This is a genomic window from Thermosipho japonicus (genome assembly GCF_014201655.1).
In the GTDB taxonomy this organism is placed as follows: Bacteria; Thermotogota; Thermotogae; order Thermotogales; family Fervidobacteriaceae; genus Thermosipho; species Thermosipho japonicus.
On sequence record NZ_JACHEX010000001.1, the window covers coordinates 451,051 to 471,035 of the forward strand.

At 31.9% G+C, this 19,985-nt stretch carries 25 protein-coding genes and 1 tRNA gene; 11 read left to right on the top strand and 15 right to left on the bottom strand.

The features are described 5' to 3' along the window. Positions 1-4: 4 nt before the first annotated feature. From HNP65_RS02460 to HNP65_RS02470, 3 genes are all read left to right on the top strand, one after another. Positions 5-1,012 (top strand): oligopeptide/dipeptide ABC transporter ATP-binding protein, encoded by a 1,008-nt coding sequence (locus HNP65_RS02460; RefSeq protein ID WP_184618788.1) that lies wholly within the window; start codon positions 5-7, stop codon positions 1,010-1,012. Beyond that, the gene (locus tag HNP65_RS02465; RefSeq protein ID WP_184618789.1) at positions 993-1,994 is read left to right on the top strand and encodes an ABC transporter ATP-binding protein; all 1,002 of its coding nucleotides are present in this window, start codon (positions 993-995) and stop codon (positions 1,992-1,994) included. Before HNP65_RS02460 ends, HNP65_RS02465 begins: the two co-directional genes overlap by 20 nt. A 172-nt stretch (positions 1,995-2,166) precedes the next feature. After that, positions 2,167-3,405: a DUF1015 domain-containing protein gene (locus HNP65_RS02470; RefSeq protein ID WP_184618790.1), complete on the top strand. Its 1,239-nt coding sequence runs from the start codon at positions 2,167-2,169 to the stop codon at positions 3,403-3,405. 36 nt (positions 3,406-3,441) lie between these two features. Here the strand turns inward: HNP65_RS02470 and HNP65_RS02475 are convergent, their stop codons facing one another. From HNP65_RS02475 to HNP65_RS02495, 5 genes are all read right to left on the bottom strand, one after another. After that, a complete protein-coding gene (locus HNP65_RS02475) occupies positions 3,442-3,642 on the bottom strand; it encodes a hypothetical protein (RefSeq protein ID WP_126992727.1) in 201 nt (66 codons plus the stop codon). 16 nt (positions 3,643-3,658) lie between these two features. Then, positions 3,659-4,069, bottom strand: coding sequence for a flagellar export chaperone FliS (gene fliS, locus HNP65_RS02480; RefSeq protein ID WP_184618791.1), 411 nt, complete (start codon positions 4,067-4,069; stop codon positions 3,659-3,661). A gap of 14 nt (positions 4,070-4,083) precedes the next feature. After that, positions 4,084-4,683: a hypothetical protein gene (locus HNP65_RS02485; protein ID WP_184618792.1), complete on the bottom strand. Its 600-nt coding sequence runs from the start codon at positions 4,681-4,683 to the stop codon at positions 4,084-4,086. After that, positions 4,676-5,218, bottom strand: coding sequence for an NUDIX domain-containing protein (locus tag HNP65_RS02490; RefSeq protein ID WP_184618793.1), 543 nt, complete (start codon positions 5,216-5,218; stop codon positions 4,676-4,678). Before HNP65_RS02490 ends, HNP65_RS02485 begins: the two co-directional genes overlap by 8 nt. 79 nt (positions 5,219-5,297) lie before the next feature. Then, positions 5,298-5,387: transfer RNA gene (locus tag HNP65_RS02495), tRNA-Ser, on the bottom strand. Between the two features lie 236 nt (positions 5,388-5,623). On the opposite strand from HNP65_RS02495, the gene pdo reads away from it, so the two are divergent. The 7 genes from pdo (at position 5,624) to glgX (ending at position 11,605) form a co-directional block, all read left to right on the top strand. Further along, a complete protein-coding gene (pdo, locus tag HNP65_RS02500) occupies positions 5,624-6,286 on the top strand; it encodes a protein disulfide oxidoreductase (protein WP_012580196.1) in 663 nt (220 codons plus the stop codon). Positions 6,287-6,300: 14 nt separating this feature from the next. After that, the gene (gene trxB, locus HNP65_RS02505) at positions 6,301-7,251 is read left to right on the top strand and encodes a thioredoxin-disulfide reductase (protein ID WP_184618794.1); all 951 of its coding nucleotides are present in this window, start codon (positions 6,301-6,303) and stop codon (positions 7,249-7,251) included. Between the two features lie 15 nt (positions 7,252-7,266). Continuing rightward, entirely contained in the window at positions 7,267-7,509 is a 243-nt protein-coding gene (locus HNP65_RS02510; protein ID WP_126992723.1) for a glutaredoxin family protein, read from the top strand. A gap of 139 nt (positions 7,510-7,648) precedes the next feature. Beyond that, positions 7,649-8,317: a thioredoxin family protein gene (locus HNP65_RS02515; protein WP_184618795.1), complete on the top strand. Its 669-nt coding sequence runs from the start codon at positions 7,649-7,651 to the stop codon at positions 8,315-8,317. Positions 8,318-8,328: 11 nt separating this feature from the next. After that, positions 8,329-8,967, top strand: a complete 639-nt coding sequence (locus tag HNP65_RS02520) for a cytochrome c biogenesis CcdA family protein (RefSeq protein WP_184618796.1) — start codon at positions 8,329-8,331, stop codon at positions 8,965-8,967. A gap of 24 nt (positions 8,968-8,991) precedes the next feature. Then, positions 8,992-9,417 carry an OsmC family protein gene (locus HNP65_RS02525; RefSeq protein ID WP_184618797.1) on the top strand — a complete coding sequence of 142 codons (426 nt, stop codon included), beginning with the start codon at positions 8,992-8,994 and terminating at the stop codon, positions 9,415-9,417. Position 9,418: 1 nt separating this feature from the next. After that, complete coding sequence (gene glgX / locus HNP65_RS02530) at positions 9,419-11,605, top strand: glycogen debranching protein GlgX (RefSeq protein ID WP_184618798.1); 2,187 nt, start codon at positions 9,419-9,421, stop codon at positions 11,603-11,605. On the opposite strand, the gene HNP65_RS02535 is transcribed toward glgX, so the two are convergent. Further along, entirely contained in the window at positions 11,578-12,228 is a 651-nt protein-coding gene (locus HNP65_RS02535) for an SDR family oxidoreductase (protein WP_184618799.1), read from the bottom strand. The two genes, glgX and HNP65_RS02535, sit on opposite strands and share 28 nt — an antisense overlap. Beyond that, complete coding sequence (locus tag HNP65_RS02540; RefSeq protein WP_184618800.1) at positions 12,225-13,463, bottom strand: L,D-transpeptidase family protein; 1,239 nt, start codon at positions 13,461-13,463, stop codon at positions 12,225-12,227. The genes HNP65_RS02535 and HNP65_RS02540 overlap by 4 nt, the downstream gene beginning before the upstream one ends. A 145-nt stretch (positions 13,464-13,608) precedes the next feature. Between HNP65_RS02540 and HNP65_RS02545 the strand changes: the two genes are divergently transcribed. Continuing rightward, a complete protein-coding gene (locus tag HNP65_RS02545; RefSeq protein WP_184618801.1) occupies positions 13,609-14,142 on the top strand; it encodes a hypothetical protein in 534 nt (177 codons plus the stop codon). Here the strand turns inward: HNP65_RS02545 and HNP65_RS02550 are convergent. From HNP65_RS02550 to HNP65_RS02585, 8 genes are read right to left on the bottom strand one after another with little or no spacing between them, the layout of a single operon-like run. Beyond that, a complete protein-coding gene (locus HNP65_RS02550; RefSeq protein ID WP_184618802.1) occupies positions 14,139-15,212 on the bottom strand; it encodes a hypothetical protein in 1,074 nt (357 codons plus the stop codon). The two genes, HNP65_RS02545 and HNP65_RS02550, sit on opposite strands and share 4 nt — an antisense overlap. Then, entirely contained in the window at positions 15,209-15,880 is a 672-nt protein-coding gene (locus HNP65_RS02555; protein WP_184618803.1) for a rhomboid family intramembrane serine protease, read from the bottom strand. Before HNP65_RS02555 ends, HNP65_RS02550 begins: the two co-directional genes overlap by 4 nt. A 9-nt stretch (positions 15,881-15,889) precedes the next feature. Continuing rightward, positions 15,890-16,231, bottom strand: a complete 342-nt coding sequence (locus HNP65_RS02560; protein WP_004101751.1) for a YbaB/EbfC family nucleoid-associated protein — start codon at positions 16,229-16,231, stop codon at positions 15,890-15,892. 12 nt (positions 16,232-16,243) lie between these two features. Beyond that, positions 16,244-17,302, bottom strand: a complete 1,059-nt coding sequence (locus HNP65_RS02565; protein ID WP_184618804.1) for an FAD:protein FMN transferase — start codon at positions 17,300-17,302, stop codon at positions 16,244-16,246. Further along, complete coding sequence (gene amrS, locus HNP65_RS02570; protein WP_184618805.1) at positions 17,275-18,258, bottom strand: AmmeMemoRadiSam system radical SAM enzyme; 984 nt, start codon at positions 18,256-18,258, stop codon at positions 17,275-17,277. Before amrS ends, HNP65_RS02565 begins: the two co-directional genes overlap by 28 nt. 60 nt (positions 18,259-18,318) lie before the next feature. Further along, entirely contained in the window at positions 18,319-18,813 is a 495-nt protein-coding gene (locus HNP65_RS02575) for a GNAT family N-acetyltransferase (RefSeq protein ID WP_184618806.1), read from the bottom strand. Further along, on the bottom strand, positions 18,803-19,570 hold the full coding sequence (locus HNP65_RS02580) for an ABC transporter ATP-binding protein (protein WP_184618807.1): 768 nt from the start codon (positions 19,568-19,570) through the stop codon (positions 18,803-18,805). Before HNP65_RS02580 ends, HNP65_RS02575 begins: the two co-directional genes overlap by 11 nt. Beyond that, entirely contained in the window at positions 19,567-19,983 is a 417-nt protein-coding gene (locus HNP65_RS02585; protein WP_184618808.1) for a prepilin-type N-terminal cleavage/methylation domain-containing protein, read from the bottom strand. The genes HNP65_RS02580 and HNP65_RS02585 overlap by 4 nt, the downstream gene beginning before the upstream one ends. Between the last annotated feature and the right edge of the window lie 2 nt (positions 19,984-19,985).

Consider the following 19,985-nt stretch of genomic DNA (forward strand, 5'->3'; position numbering starts at 1 on the left):
TTACGTGGCATTATTAGAAGTTAAAGATTTAAAAATGCACTATAAAACAAAAATGGGATATGTAAAAGCAGTTGATGGAATCAGTTTCACTTTAGATAGAGGAGAAAGTTTAGGAATTGTCGGTGAATCTGGCTGTGGAAAAACTTCCGTTTCTATGACAATGTTAAGACTCCTTCCAGAAAATGGAGAATTCAGAGGCGGTAGTGTCTTCTTTGAAGATGATAATGGAAGAAAGGTAGACCTAGTTTCATTACCAGAAAATGAAATGAGAAAATATAGATGGAAAGGTCTTGCGATGGTTTTCCAAGCTGCAATGAATTCATTAAACCCTGTATACAAAGTAGGTGATCAAATTGTCGAGGCTATACTAACACATTATCCCGAAAAAACAATAGATGAAGCCAAAGAAAAAGTCGCAGAATTATTTGAACTGGTAGGTCTTGACCCAAAAAGAATGGAACAATATCCACATCAATACAGTGGTGGAATGAAGCAAAGAGCAGTAATTGCACTTGCCTTATCTTGTGATCCAAAAGTAATAATTGCAGATGAACCAACAACTGCATTGGACGTTATCGTACAAGATAAAATATTGAAAGAAATGAAAAAAATTCAAGAAAAACTTAATATGGCAATGATTTATATTTCTCATGATATAGCCGTAATTGCGGAAGTTAGTGATAAAATAGCTGTTATGTATGCAGGCAAATTTGTAGAACTTGCAGATTCAATCACAATCTTTAAAAATCCAATGCACCCTTACACCTTCTTATTGATGAACGCATTTCCAAGCACAATTGGAGAAAAGAAAAAACTTTTAACTATTCCAGGAGAACCTCCAAATCTTTTAAATCCTCCAAAAGGATGTAGATTTGCTCCAAGGTGTCCCTTTGCAACAGAAAAATGCAAAGAAGAAGAACCTGAATACAGGGAAATTGAAAAAGGTCATTATGTTGCATGTTGGTATCCATTAACAAAAGAGGTGAGAGATAATGCAAAAAACAATCTATAAAACTGATACAATTTTAAAGATTGAAAATCTAAAAAAGTACTTTGCTGCAGATAGAGGTCTTTTTTCTCGTGTAAAACATTATGTGCACGCTGTTGATGATATATCTTTTGAAATAAAAAGAGGAAAATCACTTGGGCTTGTCGGTGAATCAGGATGTGGAAAAACTACAACTGGAAAAGTAATCGTAGGTCTTGAAAAACCAACCGACGGAAAAGTCTATATTGATGGAAAAGAAATTAGTGAATATGAATCAAAGCTTGAATATCATAAAAAGGTACAAATGATTTTTCAGGATCCATATGAATCACTAAATCCAAGAATGACAATTTTTGATATTATTGCTGAACCACTTAACATCCACAATATTGGAAATTTAAAAGAAAGAGAAGAGAAAGTTTTAAAATTGCTTCAAGACGTTGGACTTACACCACCTTCAAGTTTTCTATGGAGATATCCCCATGAGCTTTCAGGAGGTCAAAGACAAAGAGTAGCAATAGCTAGAGCTCTGGTACTAAACCCAACATTCATAGTGGCAGACGAACCAACTTCAATGCTTGATGTATCTGTTAGAACAGGAGTTATGAACCTATTAATGGATTTGCAAGAAAAATACAACATGAGCTATTTGTATATCACTCACGATTTTGCCGTGGCAAGATACATGTGTGATAAAATTGCAGTAATGTATCTAGGAAAAATAGTAGAATATGCTGAAACAGAAGAGTTACTTTTTAATCCAATGCATCCTTATACAAGAGCACTTCTTACAGCAGTGCCAGTACCTGATCCTGAACATAAAAAAGATGAACCAAATATAATTGGTAGCGTTAGCAAACCAATAAATCCACTCCCTCGCTGCAGATTCTATGATAGATGTCCATTTAGAACGGAAAAATGTAAAAATGAACCACACCCTCAACTAAAAGATATAGGAAATAACCATTATGTTGCATGCTATTTGGTACAAGAGGGAAAGATATAAATTTGGATGGTCCTAGTTAAAAACTAGGACCTTTTTTTGATTATAAAAAAGCATAAAAAAGGATTCAAGTGATATGAATAACTCATTATTTTATTTTAGCTTTTTTTAAAATTGAAAGCCATATTCCCATATGTTAAAATCATTTTGAAAAAATTACAAAGGGGGTAGAAAAATGGTAGTAAGGCCATTTAGAGGATTAAGACCAAGAAAAGACATGATAGATAAGGTTGCTGCAAAACCATACGACGTAGTTTCAACTGAAGAGGCAAGAAAAGAAGCTGAAAGAAACCCTTATACATTTTACAAAGTTACAAGACCAGAAATAAACTTTGATGGAGAAGTCAACACGCACTCAGATGAAGTAATACTAAAAGGTAAAGAAGTTTTAGAAAACTTTCAAAAAGAAGGAGTTATGATTCTTGAAGACAAACCAGCTATCTATGTTTATAAAGAAGAATGGAAAGGATATTCACAGATAGGTATATATGCAACCTTTTCAACTCAAGAATATAGAGAAGGAAAAATAAAAAAACATGAACTTACTAGAAAAGATAAAGAAGACGAAAGGGCAAGACACGTCAAATTAATGCAAGCACACACTGGACCAGTATTTCTAATGTACCGCTCAAGACCAGAAATAGATCAATTAATCATTAAACACACTACAAAAGAGCCAGAATATGATTACACCGATGAAAGTGGCATACACCACACTTTATGGGTAGTAAAAGACGAAAATGAAATAAAAGAAATCGTTGATGCATTCAAAAGTGTAGATGCTTTCTACATAGCAGATGGTCACCACAGAGCTGCTGCTGCTGCAAGAGCTGCTGAAGAACTTGCAAAAGAAAATCCAAATCACACCGGTGAAGAAGAATACAATTTCTTCCTAGCAGTATTATTTCCACACAGTCAGCTTCACATTCTTGACTATAACAGAGTAGTTAAAGATTTAAACGGAAATTCCAAAGAAGAATTTTTAAAGAAAGTTTCAGAAAAATTTGATATCGAAGATGCTCCAAACTCTCCATTTAAGCCTGAAAAAAAACATGAATTTGGAATGTATCTAGATGGAAAATGGTACAAGCTAACCGCAAAGGAAGGAACATTTGATAAAAATGATGTAGTATCTTCCTTAGATGTTGCAATCTTGCAAGATAATCTTTTAAACCCAATTCTTGGTATTGAAAATCCAAGAACTGATAAAAGGATTAATTTCGTTGGAGGTATTAAAGGAGTTGAAGAGCTCCAAAAACTAGTTGACAGTGGAGAATATACAGTTGCATTTGCTCTCTATCCAACGTCAATAGAAGAACTGCTTCAAGTAGCAGATGAAGGGAAAATAATGCCACCAAAATCAACGTGGTTTGAACCAAAACTAAAGAGTGGTATAATAGTTCATCTTATGTAAACAAAATGGAGCGCAAAATGCGCTCCATTTTTTACTCTACACAAAAAATGCTGTTAATCCGGAAAGTCCAAATAAAATTCCACTCAAAATCAAAAACCTTATTCCTAATCTATTACTTTCTTTTGTCTTTTTCTCATTTTCTCTTCTCATCGCCCTAAGTCCTATCTCAAAAAATATTATAGAAATCAAGAAAACTATCGTTGCCCCCACAAAAAACAAATTGGATAATAACTTCATATGGCTTCACTCCTTTTTACAAACTCACATTCAACCTTGGCCTATTTGGATCAGGAACTTTACTTGCAGTATTACCAACATTTTTCATTGCCTCTCTCCAAGTTTCAAGAAGCTCACTTAAATAACCTCTTACCTCTCTAATCTTTTTAACATCTTTCTTCGTATTTGCTTCAACAAGAGTTTTAAACATATAGGTATACAATGCTCTTAAATTTTTTGCAATTTCTCCACCTTTTTCAAGATCCAAAGACAGGTTTAATTCAGTAATAATATCCTGACATTTTTGAATTTCTTCATTTGCTTTTACATACTCTTTATTTTTAACATCTCTTTCTGCCATATCCAAAAGTTCTACTGCTCTTTGATACAACATCTCTATTAATTTTGCTGGACTTGCGGTTTTTACCATTTGTTCTGTATAATCCATTGTTTCACCTTCCTTTAATTATTCTGTTTTAATACATTTAATACATTCATAAAATAATTTCTATAATACTCCAATACAAGTGGAATTTTTTCCTCAAGAAGATCGGATAATTCTATCAAATCTCTAGTTTCTAAAGCCGTAACAAAGTCTGTAAGTATTTCGGTAATCCGTTTTTCATCTATATTGTTCTCAAAATCTGAAGGTGCATATCCCGTCATTTTTATAGAATTAACTCTTAAATTTTCCATAGCTGAGATTCCTTCTGCCAAATCTTTAATATTATTAAACCCTTCACTTTCTCCAACTAGAACATTAGAAGAAACTTTCTCAAGAAGTTTTTCTATGTTAGAAATATAATCTACCACATCCGTTAATGTTGATATAAAAAATTCTTGTAATGGAACAAATTGAACGCTTATTTCTAAATCTTCATCTAAAATTGCATCTCTAAGCTCATCAATTCTATTTATTGGTACATCTTTATCATTAATCTTTACTTCTTTTAATACCATTCCTTTATATTTTTTTACAATTTCATCTAAAAGTTCTCCAAAATTTTTGTATTTTGAAGATTCAAATGTTTCAAAATTTCCATTAATATTTAGTTTAACCATTATTTTCACTCCTTAACATAAAATATGCTTTAAAAATACCTGCTATAGTTTTAGCATCTGTTATTTCACCATTTATACATTTCTGCAAAACTGTATCAAAATCCTCTATTTGGACATCAATTATTTCATCCTCATCTGGGCTAGACTGACCACTTTCAAGATCTCTTGCAAGATAAAGATGTATAACTTCGTTTGAAAATCCCGGGGTTGTGTGAATATATCCCAAATAAAGATAAGCTTTTGCAACAAACCCAGTTTCCTCTTTTAATTCTCTTTTGGCACATTCCAATGGATCTTCATCTTTAAAATCAAATTTTCCTGCCGGAATTTCCAAAAGCTCTTTACCAATAGGGTATCTAAATTGTTTTACAAGCACAACTTTATTATCGTCCAAAACTGGAACAACTGCAACTGCACCTGGATGCAAAACATATTCTCTAAAACTTTTTCTGCCATTTTCTAGCATCACTTCATCCTTTTTTACATGTAATAGCGAACCTTTAAATATCTCTTTACTGCTAATCTTCTTTTCCATATTTATTCCTCCATTTTTTTATTCTTCAAAAACAATTATACTACAAAAACAAAAAGGCAGGAAAACCTGCCTTCTAACTTGGCGGAGGCGGTGGGACTCGAACCCACAAGGGCATTGCTGCCCACCGGTTTTCGAGACCGGCCCCTTAGCCAGTTCGGTGCACGCCTCCTTGCATCAATTATATTACCACAATTATATAAAAAATTCAATTCTAAAGAACTCAAATTGTAAATTTAACTTAGAACTTTTTTCCAGAAATCAAGTCTATATATTTGGTAGTTTAATTCCGACAAAATTTGTCTGAAAATGTTACATTAAGTTTAGACTAATTTTAATAATATAGTGTATAATAAGGTTGTACCCAAGATGGGAAAATAATAAAAAATTTTTTGGAGGTGTTTATTTATGGCACTTTTATCAGCAAAAGACAGGGAATATTTAACAGACTTATTCTCAAAGGAACTTGAAAACAAGGTAAAACTCATTTATTTCGGAGATTCGAAAGAAAACTGTGAGTACTGCGATCTTGAAGAGCAAATCTTAGATGAACTTAAAGAACTTTCTGACAAAATTATCATTGAAAAGTACAACGTTAAAGAAAACGCAGATTTGGCAGAAAAATATGAAGTTGAGATGACTCCTGCTCTTATTCTTACACTAGAAGATGGAGAAGATAAAGGTGTAAGATTCTATGGAATTCCATCAGGTCACGAATTTGGTACTTTAGTACAGGATATAGTTACTTTTGGAAAAGGTGCAAAACCAGAACTTTCACCAGATACAATTGAAAAACTAAAAGCAATTGACAAACCAGTTAAAATCAGTGTTTTTGTAACTCCAACTTGTCCATACTGTCCACGTGCAGTTCTCACAGCACATAACTTTGCACTTGTTAATCCACTTATCAAAGCAGAAATGATTGAAGCAAACGAATTCTTTGACTTAAGTAATGAATTTGGAGTTTCTTCAGTTCCACACATTGTAATTAATAGAAATCCAAATACATTCTTCATAGGGGCATACCCAGAACCACAATATCTTGAAGAAGTCTTGAAAGCAATTAAATAAGGAGGTGAACTAATATGGTTCACTTTGATCTAGGAAATATATCCACAGGACCTAAAGATTATTACGATATTTTAATAATAGGTGGAGGACCAGCTGGTTTAACAGCCGCTATATATGCAGGACGTGCTGGACTTTCCGCAGCTGTATTTGAAAAGGCACTTGAAGGCGGTGCTGTTACACAAACACATGTTGTTGAAAATTGGCCAGGTTTTATACGAATCGAAGGTGGCGAATTAGGAGAAAAATTTGCAGAACATGCAAAGACATTTGGAGCAGAAATAATTACAGCAGAGGTATTAAAAATATCATATGACAATGAATATAAATATGTTGAATTAGACAATGGTAAAAAGGTCAAAGGTAAGGTATTAATTTACGCAACTGGAGCTGTTCCAAGAAAACTTGGAGTACCTGGTGAAGAAAAATTCAGAGGAAAAGGTGTTACATACTGTGCAGCTTGCGATGGCTATCTCTTTTCAGGTAAAGATGTTGTTGTTGTCGGTGGTGGAGATAGTGCATGTGATGAAGCACACTTTTTAGCAAAGATGGTAAAAAGTATAACAATGGTTCAAAATCTTCCTTACCTTACTGCTGCAAAAGTTCTCCAAGATAGATTGTTAGAAAACAAAAACGTAAAGGTTATTTTAAACTCACTTGTAAAAGAAATTAGAGGTAAAGATAAAGTAGAAGAGGTTGTTGTAGTAAATAATGAAACTGGCGAAGAAACAGTTATAAAGGCAGAAGGTGTATTCATATACGTTGGTCTTGTACCAAAAAGCGATCTACTAAAAGGCATTGTTGATATAAATGAATACGGTTACATAAAAACAGACGAAAACATGGAAACTAATGTACCAGGAATATATGCAGTCGGTGATGTAAGAGAAAAGAATCTTAGACAAATTGTTACTGCTGCCGCAGATGGCGCAATTGCAGTAGAACATGCCGCTAAAAAATATTTCTAATTGGAGGTGGCAGATATGCAACACGTAAAGATAGTTGTTTATACAACTCCAACCTGTCCTTATTGTAGAAAAGCAAAAAATTATTTTAAACAACTTGGATTAAAATTCAAAGAATACGATGTATCAAAAGATCAAAAAGCTGCAGAAAGAATGTATAAAAAGAGCGGACAATTGGGCGTACCGGTCATTGAGATTGGAAATCAAGTAGTAGTCGGTTTTGACAAAGCTAAAATTGATAGGTTACTAGGTATAAATTAATCAAGGCAGGTGTTACACCTGCCTTTTTAAAATTAAAGAGGTGATATATATGGCTTTTAAATTTAAGTTTAACTGCCCTTTAATTAAATTTTTCAAAAAAATCGGGATGAAAAAATTAAAAGTGAAAAGGGGTTAAAATATGAAAAAATTTATCTTTATCTTTTTAGTATTAGCTGCTATGATTTCTTTTTCGTATGATTATACCATGTATGATTTAGGGATTGCACACAAAATTTCAGTGATTGAAGACAAACCATTAATAATATACTTTTCTTCACCAAGTTGTGTTTATTGTAAAAAATTTGAATCAGAAGTACTTTCTGATGAAAAATTTCAAGAACTTTTAAAATTATACTACACCTTTGTAAAAGTTGAGTCGAACAACAATAAAACAACATTCCTTGAAAATGAATATACCAACAATGAACTTTTTGGAGCTTTCGGTGTAAGAGGAACTCCTACATTTGTCTTTTGGTATAAAGATGCTGGTATAACAATGGTACCTGGATTTATGCCTCTTGAAGATTTTCTAAACGCTTTAAATTACATACTTAAATACGTATACGAAGACTATAGAGAGGATTTTCAAACCTTTCTTAATAACAAAGAATCATTCAATCCTAAAACAAAGGTTATAAACATATCAAACAACGATGCTGATTTTGTATTAGCACACGACAAAAATGCAAAAAAATATACAAGCGATCAAAAAATTGAAAAAGGTACTGTTTACCTAGTTTATTCTAATGAAGATTTAGAAAAATTAAAACAATCAGGTGCCTTTAGAATTCTTTTTGTAAATGAGTAGGTGGTTAATATATGTTTTATAAAGACGTAAGTATTTGGATCGCTTTTTTGCATGGAATATTATCATTTTTTAGCCCATGTGTTCTGCCTTTAATACCTGCCTTTTTAGGTGTTTTGTTTACCGCAAAAAATAAATTTTTAAAGCTTTTTGGATTTTTCATTGGTTTTTCAATATTTTTTTCAATTATTGGTATTTTTTCTTCTGTATTTGGAATTTTCTTTTCAAAATACGGAACAGTTATAAATTATATTTTAGGTACAATTATCATTGTAATGGGAATACTATATATGTCTAATAAAGAAATAGTAAAACCAAAGAAAATTAATGTCTGGAATTTTAAAGGTGGTAGTCTTTTAACTGGAATACTTATGGGGGCAGCTATAGGCTTAATTTGGATTCCATGTAGCAGTCCAATCTTAGGATCAATCTTGACTATAGCAACAACCGTCAACCCGTATAAGGGTGGGGCTCTTCTATTTGTATACTCTTTGGGTATTTCTTTACCTTTTTTGACAATTGGCGCACCAATATCCAAATTACTTACAGGTGGTTTTGGAACACCTAAATGGGAAAAGATTTTAAAAATATTTGGTGGAGTTTTTTTAATAATTCTTGGTATTTTGATTATATCAGGAAAAATGGTGGTATAATATTTTTGAAAGGAGTGAAAATCTATGCCAAGCGCATCAATGAACTGGTATTCTGGAATGCTATTCTACAGCAAAACTACTTCAGGGCATGATTTAATTCTCGATGCAAATGATACTGTCGGTGGTAAAGATGCCGGAGCAAGGCCTAAAGAACTTATTCTATACTCTCTTATGGGCTGTACCGGCATGGATGTTGTATCTTTGCTAAGAAAAATGAGAGTTATAGACTCTCTTGAATCATTTAGACTGGAAGTAGAATATGAATTGGCGACAGAACATCCAAAAGTATACACTAAAATACACTTAAAATACTTATTTAAATTCAATGGTGAACCTCCAAAAGATAAGGTTGAAAAAGCTGTAAATCTTTCACAGGAAAGATATTGTGCAGTTTCAGCAATGCTCAAACAAGTTGTACCAGAATTTTCTCATGAGATAATTTACGAGTAATATGGCAGACTATCCTTTGCAATATAATAACCCTGATTCAAGTGTTAAATTAAAAACAAAAAGAGGATATCCAAGATTAGGTGCAACCCCGGACGACACCGGGGTTAATTTTGCTGTTTTTTCACGTCATGCAGAAAAAGTAGTACTAGAATTATATCAAAACTACTATGATGCAACACCTTCACATAGATTTGAACTTGATCCTAATTACAATAAAACGGGAGATATATGGCATATATATGTATATGGAGTTGGTCATGGCCAATACTATGGTTGGCGAGTATACGGACCATATGATCCAGAAAATGGAAAAAGATTTAACCACCACAAGTTATTGGTTGATCCATATGCAAAAGCCATTTCTAGTTCCTTTGATTGGGATTCTTCTTCTGTATACGGTTACGATATAAATTCACCATTAAGAGATCTTTCTTTCTCTAAAGAAGATTCGGCAATTAGTCCAACAAAATCAATTGTAATAGATGATTCAAAATATGATTGGAAAGGCGATAAACAACTTCATATTCCATGGGAAGACACTATAATATACGAAATGCACGTAAGGCTCTTTACGATAAGTCCCACTTCAAAGGTAAAATTCCCTGGAACATTTTTGGGAATAATCGAAAAACTAGACCACTTGAAAGAATTGGGGGTAACAACCATTGAATTAATGCCTATTTTTGAATTTAACGTTAATTCAATAGATAGGATAAATCCAATCACTGGCGAAAGACTAAAGGATATATGGGGATATAATCCCCTCGGTTTTTTTGCCGTTACTGGAAACTATTCTGTTGGTCTTAAATTAGGTGAACAGGTGTTCTTATTTAAAGACTTTGTAAAAGAACTTCACAAAAATGGTTTTGAAGTGATCTTGGATGTAGTATACAACCATACTGGTGAAGGAAATGAGTTAGGCCCCACATTAAATTTTAGGGGATTTGATAATGAAATCTACTATATGCTTGATCCTAATAACAAAAGATACTATCTTAATTATTCAGGATGTGGAAATACCTTAAATTGTAATCATCCAGTAGTTAAAGAACTTATTATAGACAGTTTAAGATACTGGGCAACTGAAATGCATGTAGATGGTTTTAGATTTGATTTGGCAGCCGTTTTAGGTCGAACCCCAGACGGAAGATGGATTGGAGATTTTTCACTCCTTAAAGATATAGCCGAAGATCCCATATTGCATGGTTTAAAACTAATTGCAGAAGGTTGGGATGCTGCCGGTGGTTACTTTTTAGGGGAATTTCCAGAAGGTTGGGCTGAATGGAATGGACAATATAGAGACACGGTAAGAAAATTTGTAAGGGGAGACGAAGGAGTATTAGTAGAACTTGCAAAAAGAATTACTGGTAGTCAAGACCTTTACAGTAAAAAAAGACCGCACGCAAGTATAAACTTTATTACATGCCATGATGGATTTACAATGAGAGATCTGGTAAGTTACAACTATAAACATAACGAAGAAAATGGTGAAAATAATAAAGACGGCGCCAATGAAAATTTCAGCTATAATTATGGAGTTGAAGGAGAAACTGATGATCCTAAAATTAACGAAATAAGAAAAAGACAAGTGAAAAACTTTATAACCATTCTAATGGTATCACATGGAACTCCCATGATATTAATGGGTGATGAAATTTATAGAACACAATATGGAAACAACAACGCATATTGTCAAGATAATGAAAAAACATGGCTTGATTGGACTTTTAAAGAAAAACACCAAGATATATTTAGATTTTTCAAAAAAATGATTGAATTTAGAAAAAAACATCATGCATTAAGAAGAAAACATTTCTTCACCGGTAGAGATCTTACAGGAGATGGTATAGCAGATATTTCTTGGCATGGTGTAAAACCTTTCCAACCTGATTGGGGATATCATTCACACTCAATAGCTTTCATGATAAGCGGTAGCGATTTTTTGTGTAAAGATGCAAAAGAAGATAATGACATATTTGTCATTCTAAATCAGTGGAGAGAACCATTAACTTTTACACTTCCAATTCTACATGGGAAGACATGGTATAGAGTTGTAGATACAGCTAAACCTTCACCGTACGATTTTCTAGACTCACCCAAGCAAGTTGGATTTGTTTATACTGCAGAACCAAGAAGCTCAGTGGTTTTAATAAGTATGCCTCACCATGGAAGTGATTGCCCCGTATAATCCAAAAAGACTCCACTCTCTTCTACATTTTCAACAATATCTATAATTCCCTTTGCAGACTCTTCAGGCATTACAGGAGCTTCTTTTCCTCCCATATCTGTCTTTACCCATCCAGGATGTACAGATATGACTTTAATATCCTTAAGCTTACTTGATAGTAACTTTGTAGCCATATTTAAAGCAGCCTTTGAAACTGAATAAGAGTAACTTGTAGTACCTCCCAAAAGAGCTATTGAGCCAAGAATTGAGCTAATATTTATAATTTTCCCGCCACTTTTTAATTTACCAGATTTATATAGCCGTTGGCTCAAAAATAAAGGTCCCAAAGCATTTACCTTGAATGTATTAAGAAAATAATCATATTCAAGGTTTTCAAAACTATCTTTATACAAAACTCCTGCATTATTAATCAAAACATCAACTTTTACTGAAAGTGTTTCAACAAATTTTTCAATTGAATCTTTATCAAGTAAATCAAGAAAATAAATACTAACCTTATTATTATCAATTTTTATCATTTCTGGTTTTCTAGTAGCAGCTATAACAAAATGACCCCTTTTTAAAGATTCCTGTAATAATGCATATCCTATACCTCTATTTGAACCCGTTATTACAATATTCATGAGCTTTCACCTTCCTTATTTTTTATTTTCTCTTTGAATGATAAAAACTCTGGTATCTGTGAAATGTCTTCAGGAAAATTCTCAAAACTTTTTATTACTAAAACAGGGCTACCCAAGTCCACAAATGCATCCAATACTTCTACATCAAAGTTAAACATCCTTACACAACCGTGAGATATTCTCCTTCCAATTTCCCAAGGCTTAGTTGTTCCATGAATACCGTAGGTTGGATTTGAAAGTTGTAAAAAACGAGTACCTAAACCATTAATTGGGGAACGTGGTGGAATATACTCTCCATACCAGTATAATGCTGGATCAATTTGTTTATTTAAAATCCAGTATATCCCAGGAGGCATAGAATCACTTCTACCTATTGCTACTGGAAAAACTTTTACAAGTTTTCCTGCATAGTAAACAGCCAATCTCGATGTTGAAAGATTAACAACAATACTAGTCAACCCTTCGGTAAATTGCACTGTCCCTATCTTCAACCTCATACCTGAATAAATCTTATCAGGATTTTCAAGGTTATTAATTATCTGTAAATCTGCTGTCCTCACACCATATTTTTTTGCAATTTCCCACAATGTTTCGCCTTTTTGAACAATATGAGTAGCAATTATAGTTGACACATACGGAGTAAAATTCCCTCGTAAATACGTAGTAAAACCATTTAAAGTAAATAAATCATACGAAATTGTTTTGATTTTTCCACTTGGAAGTTTTATTTTTAGCGAAAGTACATTTTTTAATTCATTTCTCTTTTCCTTCGTATATAATACATATCCTTTACTTGTTTTAAACAAAATCATATTTTTTCCATCAATCGTGCCAGAAATAAGCTGATAATCTGTAGAAACTTTCACATTTAAAGATAAATCTTCAGGATTAGTTACTACTTTAATCGAAATATTCTTTTTATATTGATACAGATCTAATATAGGACCTGATATTGTACCAAAAACAGTCTGCCCAAATTTATTTTTACCAACTATTATTGGTATAACCCACCTAAAAAGTCCATCTTCAAATCCATAAGAGTCATCACCTTTATATTTTGCCCTAATAAAACCTGTTGGTCCATAAAGATAAACTTTTGGTTTTTGCGATGCATCATAATAGGGTTTAACAATCAAGATAACCCCTGTTGATGTAACTGTATCTACTTCAACTAAATGAGCTGCATGTAACAAAACGACAACAAAAATAAGTGAGATTGTTATTATTTTTTTCATATCTTAATTATATCATACCTCTCCGCCATTTTAGTTAACATTTGTATTTAAATTGTTCTCAATTTGTTTTCTTATATAAACAATTGTAAATCTATTTTATATTATAATTACTCTGCAATAACAAAATTAAATGGAGGTAGAAACTATGAAAAATAGATTGTTATTCACCCTTTTATTAATTCTAAGTGCAGGTATATTATTTGGTAATCTTTACACAGATGCATATAATTATACTTTTAAAATTGCTAAATACTATGGAGTAAACGATGAGAGAGCAAAAGTAATTGCACAAACAGTTGCTGAAGAATACGAAAAATTTCCACAAGTTCCTTATCAAGTATTTGTGGCAGTTATAGTCTCAGAAAGTGGATTTAAAAATTTGTATGGTGATAGTGGTCACGCAGTTGGTTACTGCCAATTACACGAATCAGCAACCGACTATGTTGCACTATTTTTCCCGGAAATAAAACATATTCTTTCAAAAATATCACACGATGATCTAATTAAATTCCCAGCTCTTCAAATAAGGATAGCCTATAGATATTTATACCTCATCATGAAAAACATTACAAATTACAACATAATAAAGGCTCTAAATTTTTGGAACAACAGTGATAAATATTATCTTAGAGTGTTTGATACATTAGTGTTTATTGACAGCATCGCCATGAAAAATTAATCCCTATCCTCATCATATTCAATATGTATTGTCTGTGTGTTATGCGATAATAAAATTACATAGTCTTGCTTTTTTTCAACAATTTTAGCATTTGTTTTTAGATTATTAATATTTCTTCCATTTATTCTTATTTTATATTCACCTCTTCCTTTCAAATACAAAGTAGCCGTAATTTTTCTTTTATTTGCAAATGCAACTGAGCTATCTAGACTCCATTTATACCAATTTTCCCACGACGGGCCAAGGAAAATCTCCGTTTCTTCATCAACATCTTTAATTATTGTAGTATCTATTGGAACTTCTTTTCCCGATAAACTCGACCAAATTTGAACTTGACCAGAAGGAATTTGTTTTGGAGACTTAACATATACAACTCTTTGACATGGCTGCCAGTCAACTGAATTATATCCATTTATTGATACAAAATTGTAATCTTTTCTTTCAATCGAAAATTTATCCATAAGGATTGTTTTTCTCTTTTTTAAATCTTTCATATTTCCAAGAGTAAAAATCTTTTTGCCTTGCACATTGTAGATTTCTTTTTCATAAAGCATAGCACGGGTTGATGTAGTATAATAGTTAGTTTCTGGCTCTGAAACTACTATTACAAAACCTTCGTCAATATCTGCATATAATTTTAGAAATTGATACATCTCATTTTCTTTCAATATATAGAAAAACTGAAAACCACCATCAATCGTAAATGTTGCTGTAGAAGGGCTTGAATCTATAAATATTCTTCTGATTTCATTATTTTCTTGAATTATTTCAAAAAGTCTATCATTAATAAACTTATATTTTTTACCATCCTTACTAATAAAAATCCCATCTCTTAATTCACAGTCTTTTAATACAAAATCTTCATCTTCAACAAGTTTAACTTTTTCAACATATTCATATGTTTTAACGTACCAAGATGATTCCATGCCCAAAATTTCCCAATTAGAAGGTATAACTTCTCCGTTTTTTATCTGTTTTACTAACACTCCATAATTCGGATAAATTAGTACAACCTCAGAAAACAAAAATAATGGCAATACGAAAAAAAACCACAAAAAAATTTTTTTCATCCTATCACTCCCCAAATTATGAGAGAAATATATGATACAACAACAACCAAAATTAAAATCCACATTATAACTTTCCAAATTTTTCTTACCTTCCAGGAATAATCATATAGTGGAATCACATATCCCAATAACATCCCAGTTAAAAATCCACCAATATGTGCTGCGTTATTAATATTAGTTCCCGGCATAATACCGAAAATAATATTAATAATAATCATTGGCAAAAGTGCACTTCCAGTAATAGGCTTTAGTGAATAAGGAGTATCCCTCCTAAAACCTGCGGCAAATAAAACACCAATTAGACCAAATATTGCTCCACTGGCCCCCACGGAAAATGAGTTATAATAAAAAATTTGAGTTGCTAAATTTCCTACAATTCCACTTAAAAAATAAAACGTCAAAAATTTTTCAGTTCCATACACATTTTCCACAATTCTACCAAGAAAAAACAGTGCATACATATTAAATATTAAATGAATAAAACCTCCATGAACAAACATGGAGGTTACTATTCTAAACCATTGTCCATGTGAAACAAGAGGTCCATATTGCGCTCCAAACATAAGATATAATACAGCCTCATTTGGAATAAAAAACTTAAATATCTCGATTAGAAAAAGTATTAATACGTTGACAAATATAAGATAATAAAAGCTTTCTCTTTTCAAAATTTCACCTCAAAAGCCAAATGGTAACAAGTTTTGAGTTACTTTTGCCATTTCCTCTTCCCTTATCTTTTCTATCTTTTCCATCAACTCATTAATACCAGCTGTTAATAAATCCTTCAATGTTTCACCATCACTTAATAAATCCTCGTCAATTTCAATATCTTTAACTTTTCTATCAGCTGTTGCTAAAATTTTAATGGCTCCACCACCAACACTAACTTCTACTTCTACATTTGAAAATCCTTCTTCAACTTCCTGAAGTTTTTTTTGCATCTCTTCTTGAAGTTTTTGTAGTTGATTCATAGACTTACCTGAAAGATTCTTTCCACCAAAGCTTTTTAATTTCTTCATCAGACAACCTCCTTAATATGTTTTTTCATAATATTCAAAGCCATCAGTCTTTAAATACTCAAATTCAGGTGTAACTAAAAATACTTCAGAATCATACTTTGGAATAATAGTCCTTGTATAAATCCAATTTTTTTTGCCTAACACAAAAGCTGCAGTCGAAAATACATCAGCCTTTATTGCATCATCAGATATAACCGTTGCACTAATAGCACTATCTGCAGGATATCCTGTTTTACTGTCTATTAGGTGGTGATATCTTTTCCCATCAACGATAAAATATCTTTCATAATCTCCACTTGTTGCTACTGCCCCGCTTTTCAAATATATATAGTCTATGCTATCATTACCTCTTGGATTTCTTATACCTATAATCCAATATTCTTTACCAAATTTTGGTCCAAGTATTCTTATATCTCCACCTGCTTCAATAAAACCTGTACAATTTGGATCTGCTTGTTTTGCAATTTGATAAGCCCTCTCAAGTGCATATCCTTTTACAATTCCTCCCAGATCAAACCAAACTCCGTTTGTTTTCACAGCTTTCCTTTTATAATCAATTTCTACAAGCTTTGCACCTGAAAGCTTCAAAACTTCTTCTATATCTTCTTTTCTAGGAACTACTAAACTACTATCCTCTTTTTCAGAGAATTTTGAAAATCCCCATAAATCAATTACTCTCCCAAGAGTTGGATCAAATGCAAAATTTGTCTTTTTTGCATATTGAAGTGAGAGATCCAAAATTGCAAAAGTTTCATCATCAACCTCTACCCAATCATTACTATGATTTATTTTGTAAATAATTGAATCTTCACTGTACGCATCAAATTTTTTGGTTATTCTATCAAGCTCATTAAATATTTCTTTTGATAAAACAGATGGATTTACATTAGTAGAAATCCTAAGTTGAACGTAAGTCCCCAAAGAAAAAGTCTCAAAAGTTTCATACTTCATGTTTGGTTTAAAAAATACTGCAACAACAAGAATAATTGCAACAATTACTACAATTAATATTGTAGATACCAAAGATAATTTTGTTAATTTATTTATGTCACCACTACTTTTCTTCCGCATACTCTGCAATATCCTCCTTCTGTAATGTTATTTATATCAACATTATAACCTTCTCTGTAAATCAATTGTGTTCCACAATCTGGACAAAAAGTACTTTCATATCTTGGATCGAAGATATTACCAATATAAACAAAATTTAAATACTCTTTTGCAATACTATATAATTTTTCCAAGGTTTCAATAGGTGTGGGCGATATTTCATATTTATATGCCGGAAAATACCTTGAAAGATGCAAAGGTATATCTTTATCAATTTTTGCTAAATCCTTAAATTCTTGAATAAGTTCTTTTTCGTCATCATTTTTCGTAGGTATAACAAGTGTGGTAACTTCAACATGAATTCCTCGATTCTTTGCAGTTTCTATAACCTTTAAAACGTGACTATAACTTCCTCCAATTTCCTTATAAAACTCTTCATTACTCCCTTTTAAATCAATATTCATGGCATCAATACTTTGAAGTAAAACATTTAGAGGTTCAAATTCAATATACCCATTTGTAACAAGAACATTGTATAATCCTTCTTTATGTGCTATTCTAGATGTATCAAGAACGAATTCATAACTTACTATAGGTTCATTATAAGTATAAGCAATTCCATTTGAGTTTCTTGTTTTTGCTATTTCCACAATTTGCGAAGGCGTAACAGTTTTAACAGCGGGTTTTACTTGAGAAATTTCCCAATTTTGACAAAAACCACATGAAAAATTACATCCCCATGAACCTATAGATAAAATTTCGCTTCCTGGTTTAAAGTGAAATAAAGGCTTTTTTTCTATTGGATCCATTGCAATTGATGAAATCTCACCATAATTTATTGTATAGAGTATTCCATTTTCATTTTTTCTTGTTTTGCAAAATCCAATTTGTCCCTCAGATAAAAAACAATGCCTAGGGCAAAGTCTACAGACAATTCCATTATCCCCTTCATCAAAAAAAGTTGCCATTTTCTTCATATTAACACCACCCTGAGATAATTATAACATATCTTCAAAAAAAAATAGGCCAAAATTGGCCTATTTTAAATCTTCTATTGCTCTCCAATAATCTTCATAAAGCATTGAAAACCTCAACACATCCCAATACTTTCCTTTGAAAAACCTCGCCTGACGTTCCACACCTTCCTGTAAAAATCCACATTTCTTTAATACAGAAATAGTATCTTTTTTATACTCAACCACCTTTGAATAAACTCTATTTAAATTCAAAACTTCAAAAGCATATTTTAACATCAACCTTACAACTTTAATTTCAACATCATTTTCAATAGCTTCATCCCAAAAAATCCTTATACAAGCACTTCGATTAATCCAATCTATATCGTAAAATTGTGCAATTCCAGTACCATCTCCCTCAAATTCAATTTGAAAGGTTAGTGCATTAACTCCATCTTTAAACAAATCAAAATTTACCTCTTCAGCAGAAAAATCTTTAAATTTCATATCTAAAAAATTTTTTAATTCTTCGTCAGAAATTTTTGTTAACTTTACATTTTTTTCATTACTTTTCATTTTCTAATCCTCCCAAATATTCTCTAATCCCAACACTTCTGATATGAACTATATCTTCAAAATTTTTTAAATCTTCTATTCTCACAAGTTTTGTTGCTTTATCCTTTGCAAGGGTAACATAAACAAATCTTTCATACTTCATCCAAAAATCTTCGACCGATCCAAAGAATACCTTTACACCTTTGTTTAATATTAACACTTTATCACAAATATTTTCGATCTCCTCATCATCATGGGTCACATACAATATTGTTTTTTTATTCATCTTTAATTCTTTTATCCTATTCAAAATTAATTTTTTTGATTCTGCGTCAAGACCACTAGTTGGTTCATCAAGAAGAACAATATCAGGATCAATCAAAAGTGCTATCGCCATTGATAATCTTTGTTGCAAGCCCTTTGAAAGCTCCATTGGCCTTTTCTTTAAATGTGATGATAGCTGAAAATATTCTATTTCTTTATCAATCTTTTCCTTGCTAACATTACGTATACTTGCAAAGTAGCCAATATTTTCCTCAAGTGTTAATTCAGGGATAAGAACTGGTTTTTCAGGAATATAAGATATTAAATTAGAGTTTAGCTTTATCTTACCTTTCGTTGGCTTTATTATCCCAGCAACCATTTTCAAAATTGTACTTTTTCCACAACCATTTCTACCAATAATCCCAATAACCTCTCCATCCAAAGCTGAAAAACTAATATCTTTTACAACCCAATCTTTTTTGTATCTTTTACTTACACTAAAAAGTTCTATCATTGAAAATTAACCTCCACATACAACTCCCCATCATCATTTTGTTTTACAACAGGATATGCGCTCTTCACAAGTAATGGATCGATATCATTATTAGTATACTTTATCAAATATTTTTTATCTTTATCATCATAAACTATCTGATATCCTTTTGTAGATAAATCAACATCAATAAATCCTTTATTGTAAAGCTCAAAAAGTATATTTTTTCCTGACAATACCGTAGGATTAAACTCGTCAGGATATAAAAGCAAAGCCTGTTCAAGAGCGCTATCTACATTTCTCAAATTCATTGCAACTTGAGTTGCCTTTGCCTTTGCTACTGATCTAAGCGCAACTGGAGTTGCAACAGATAGTAATGCAGAAATAACAGCTAAAACAATCAAAAGTTCTATTAAAGTAAAGCCTTTTTTCACTT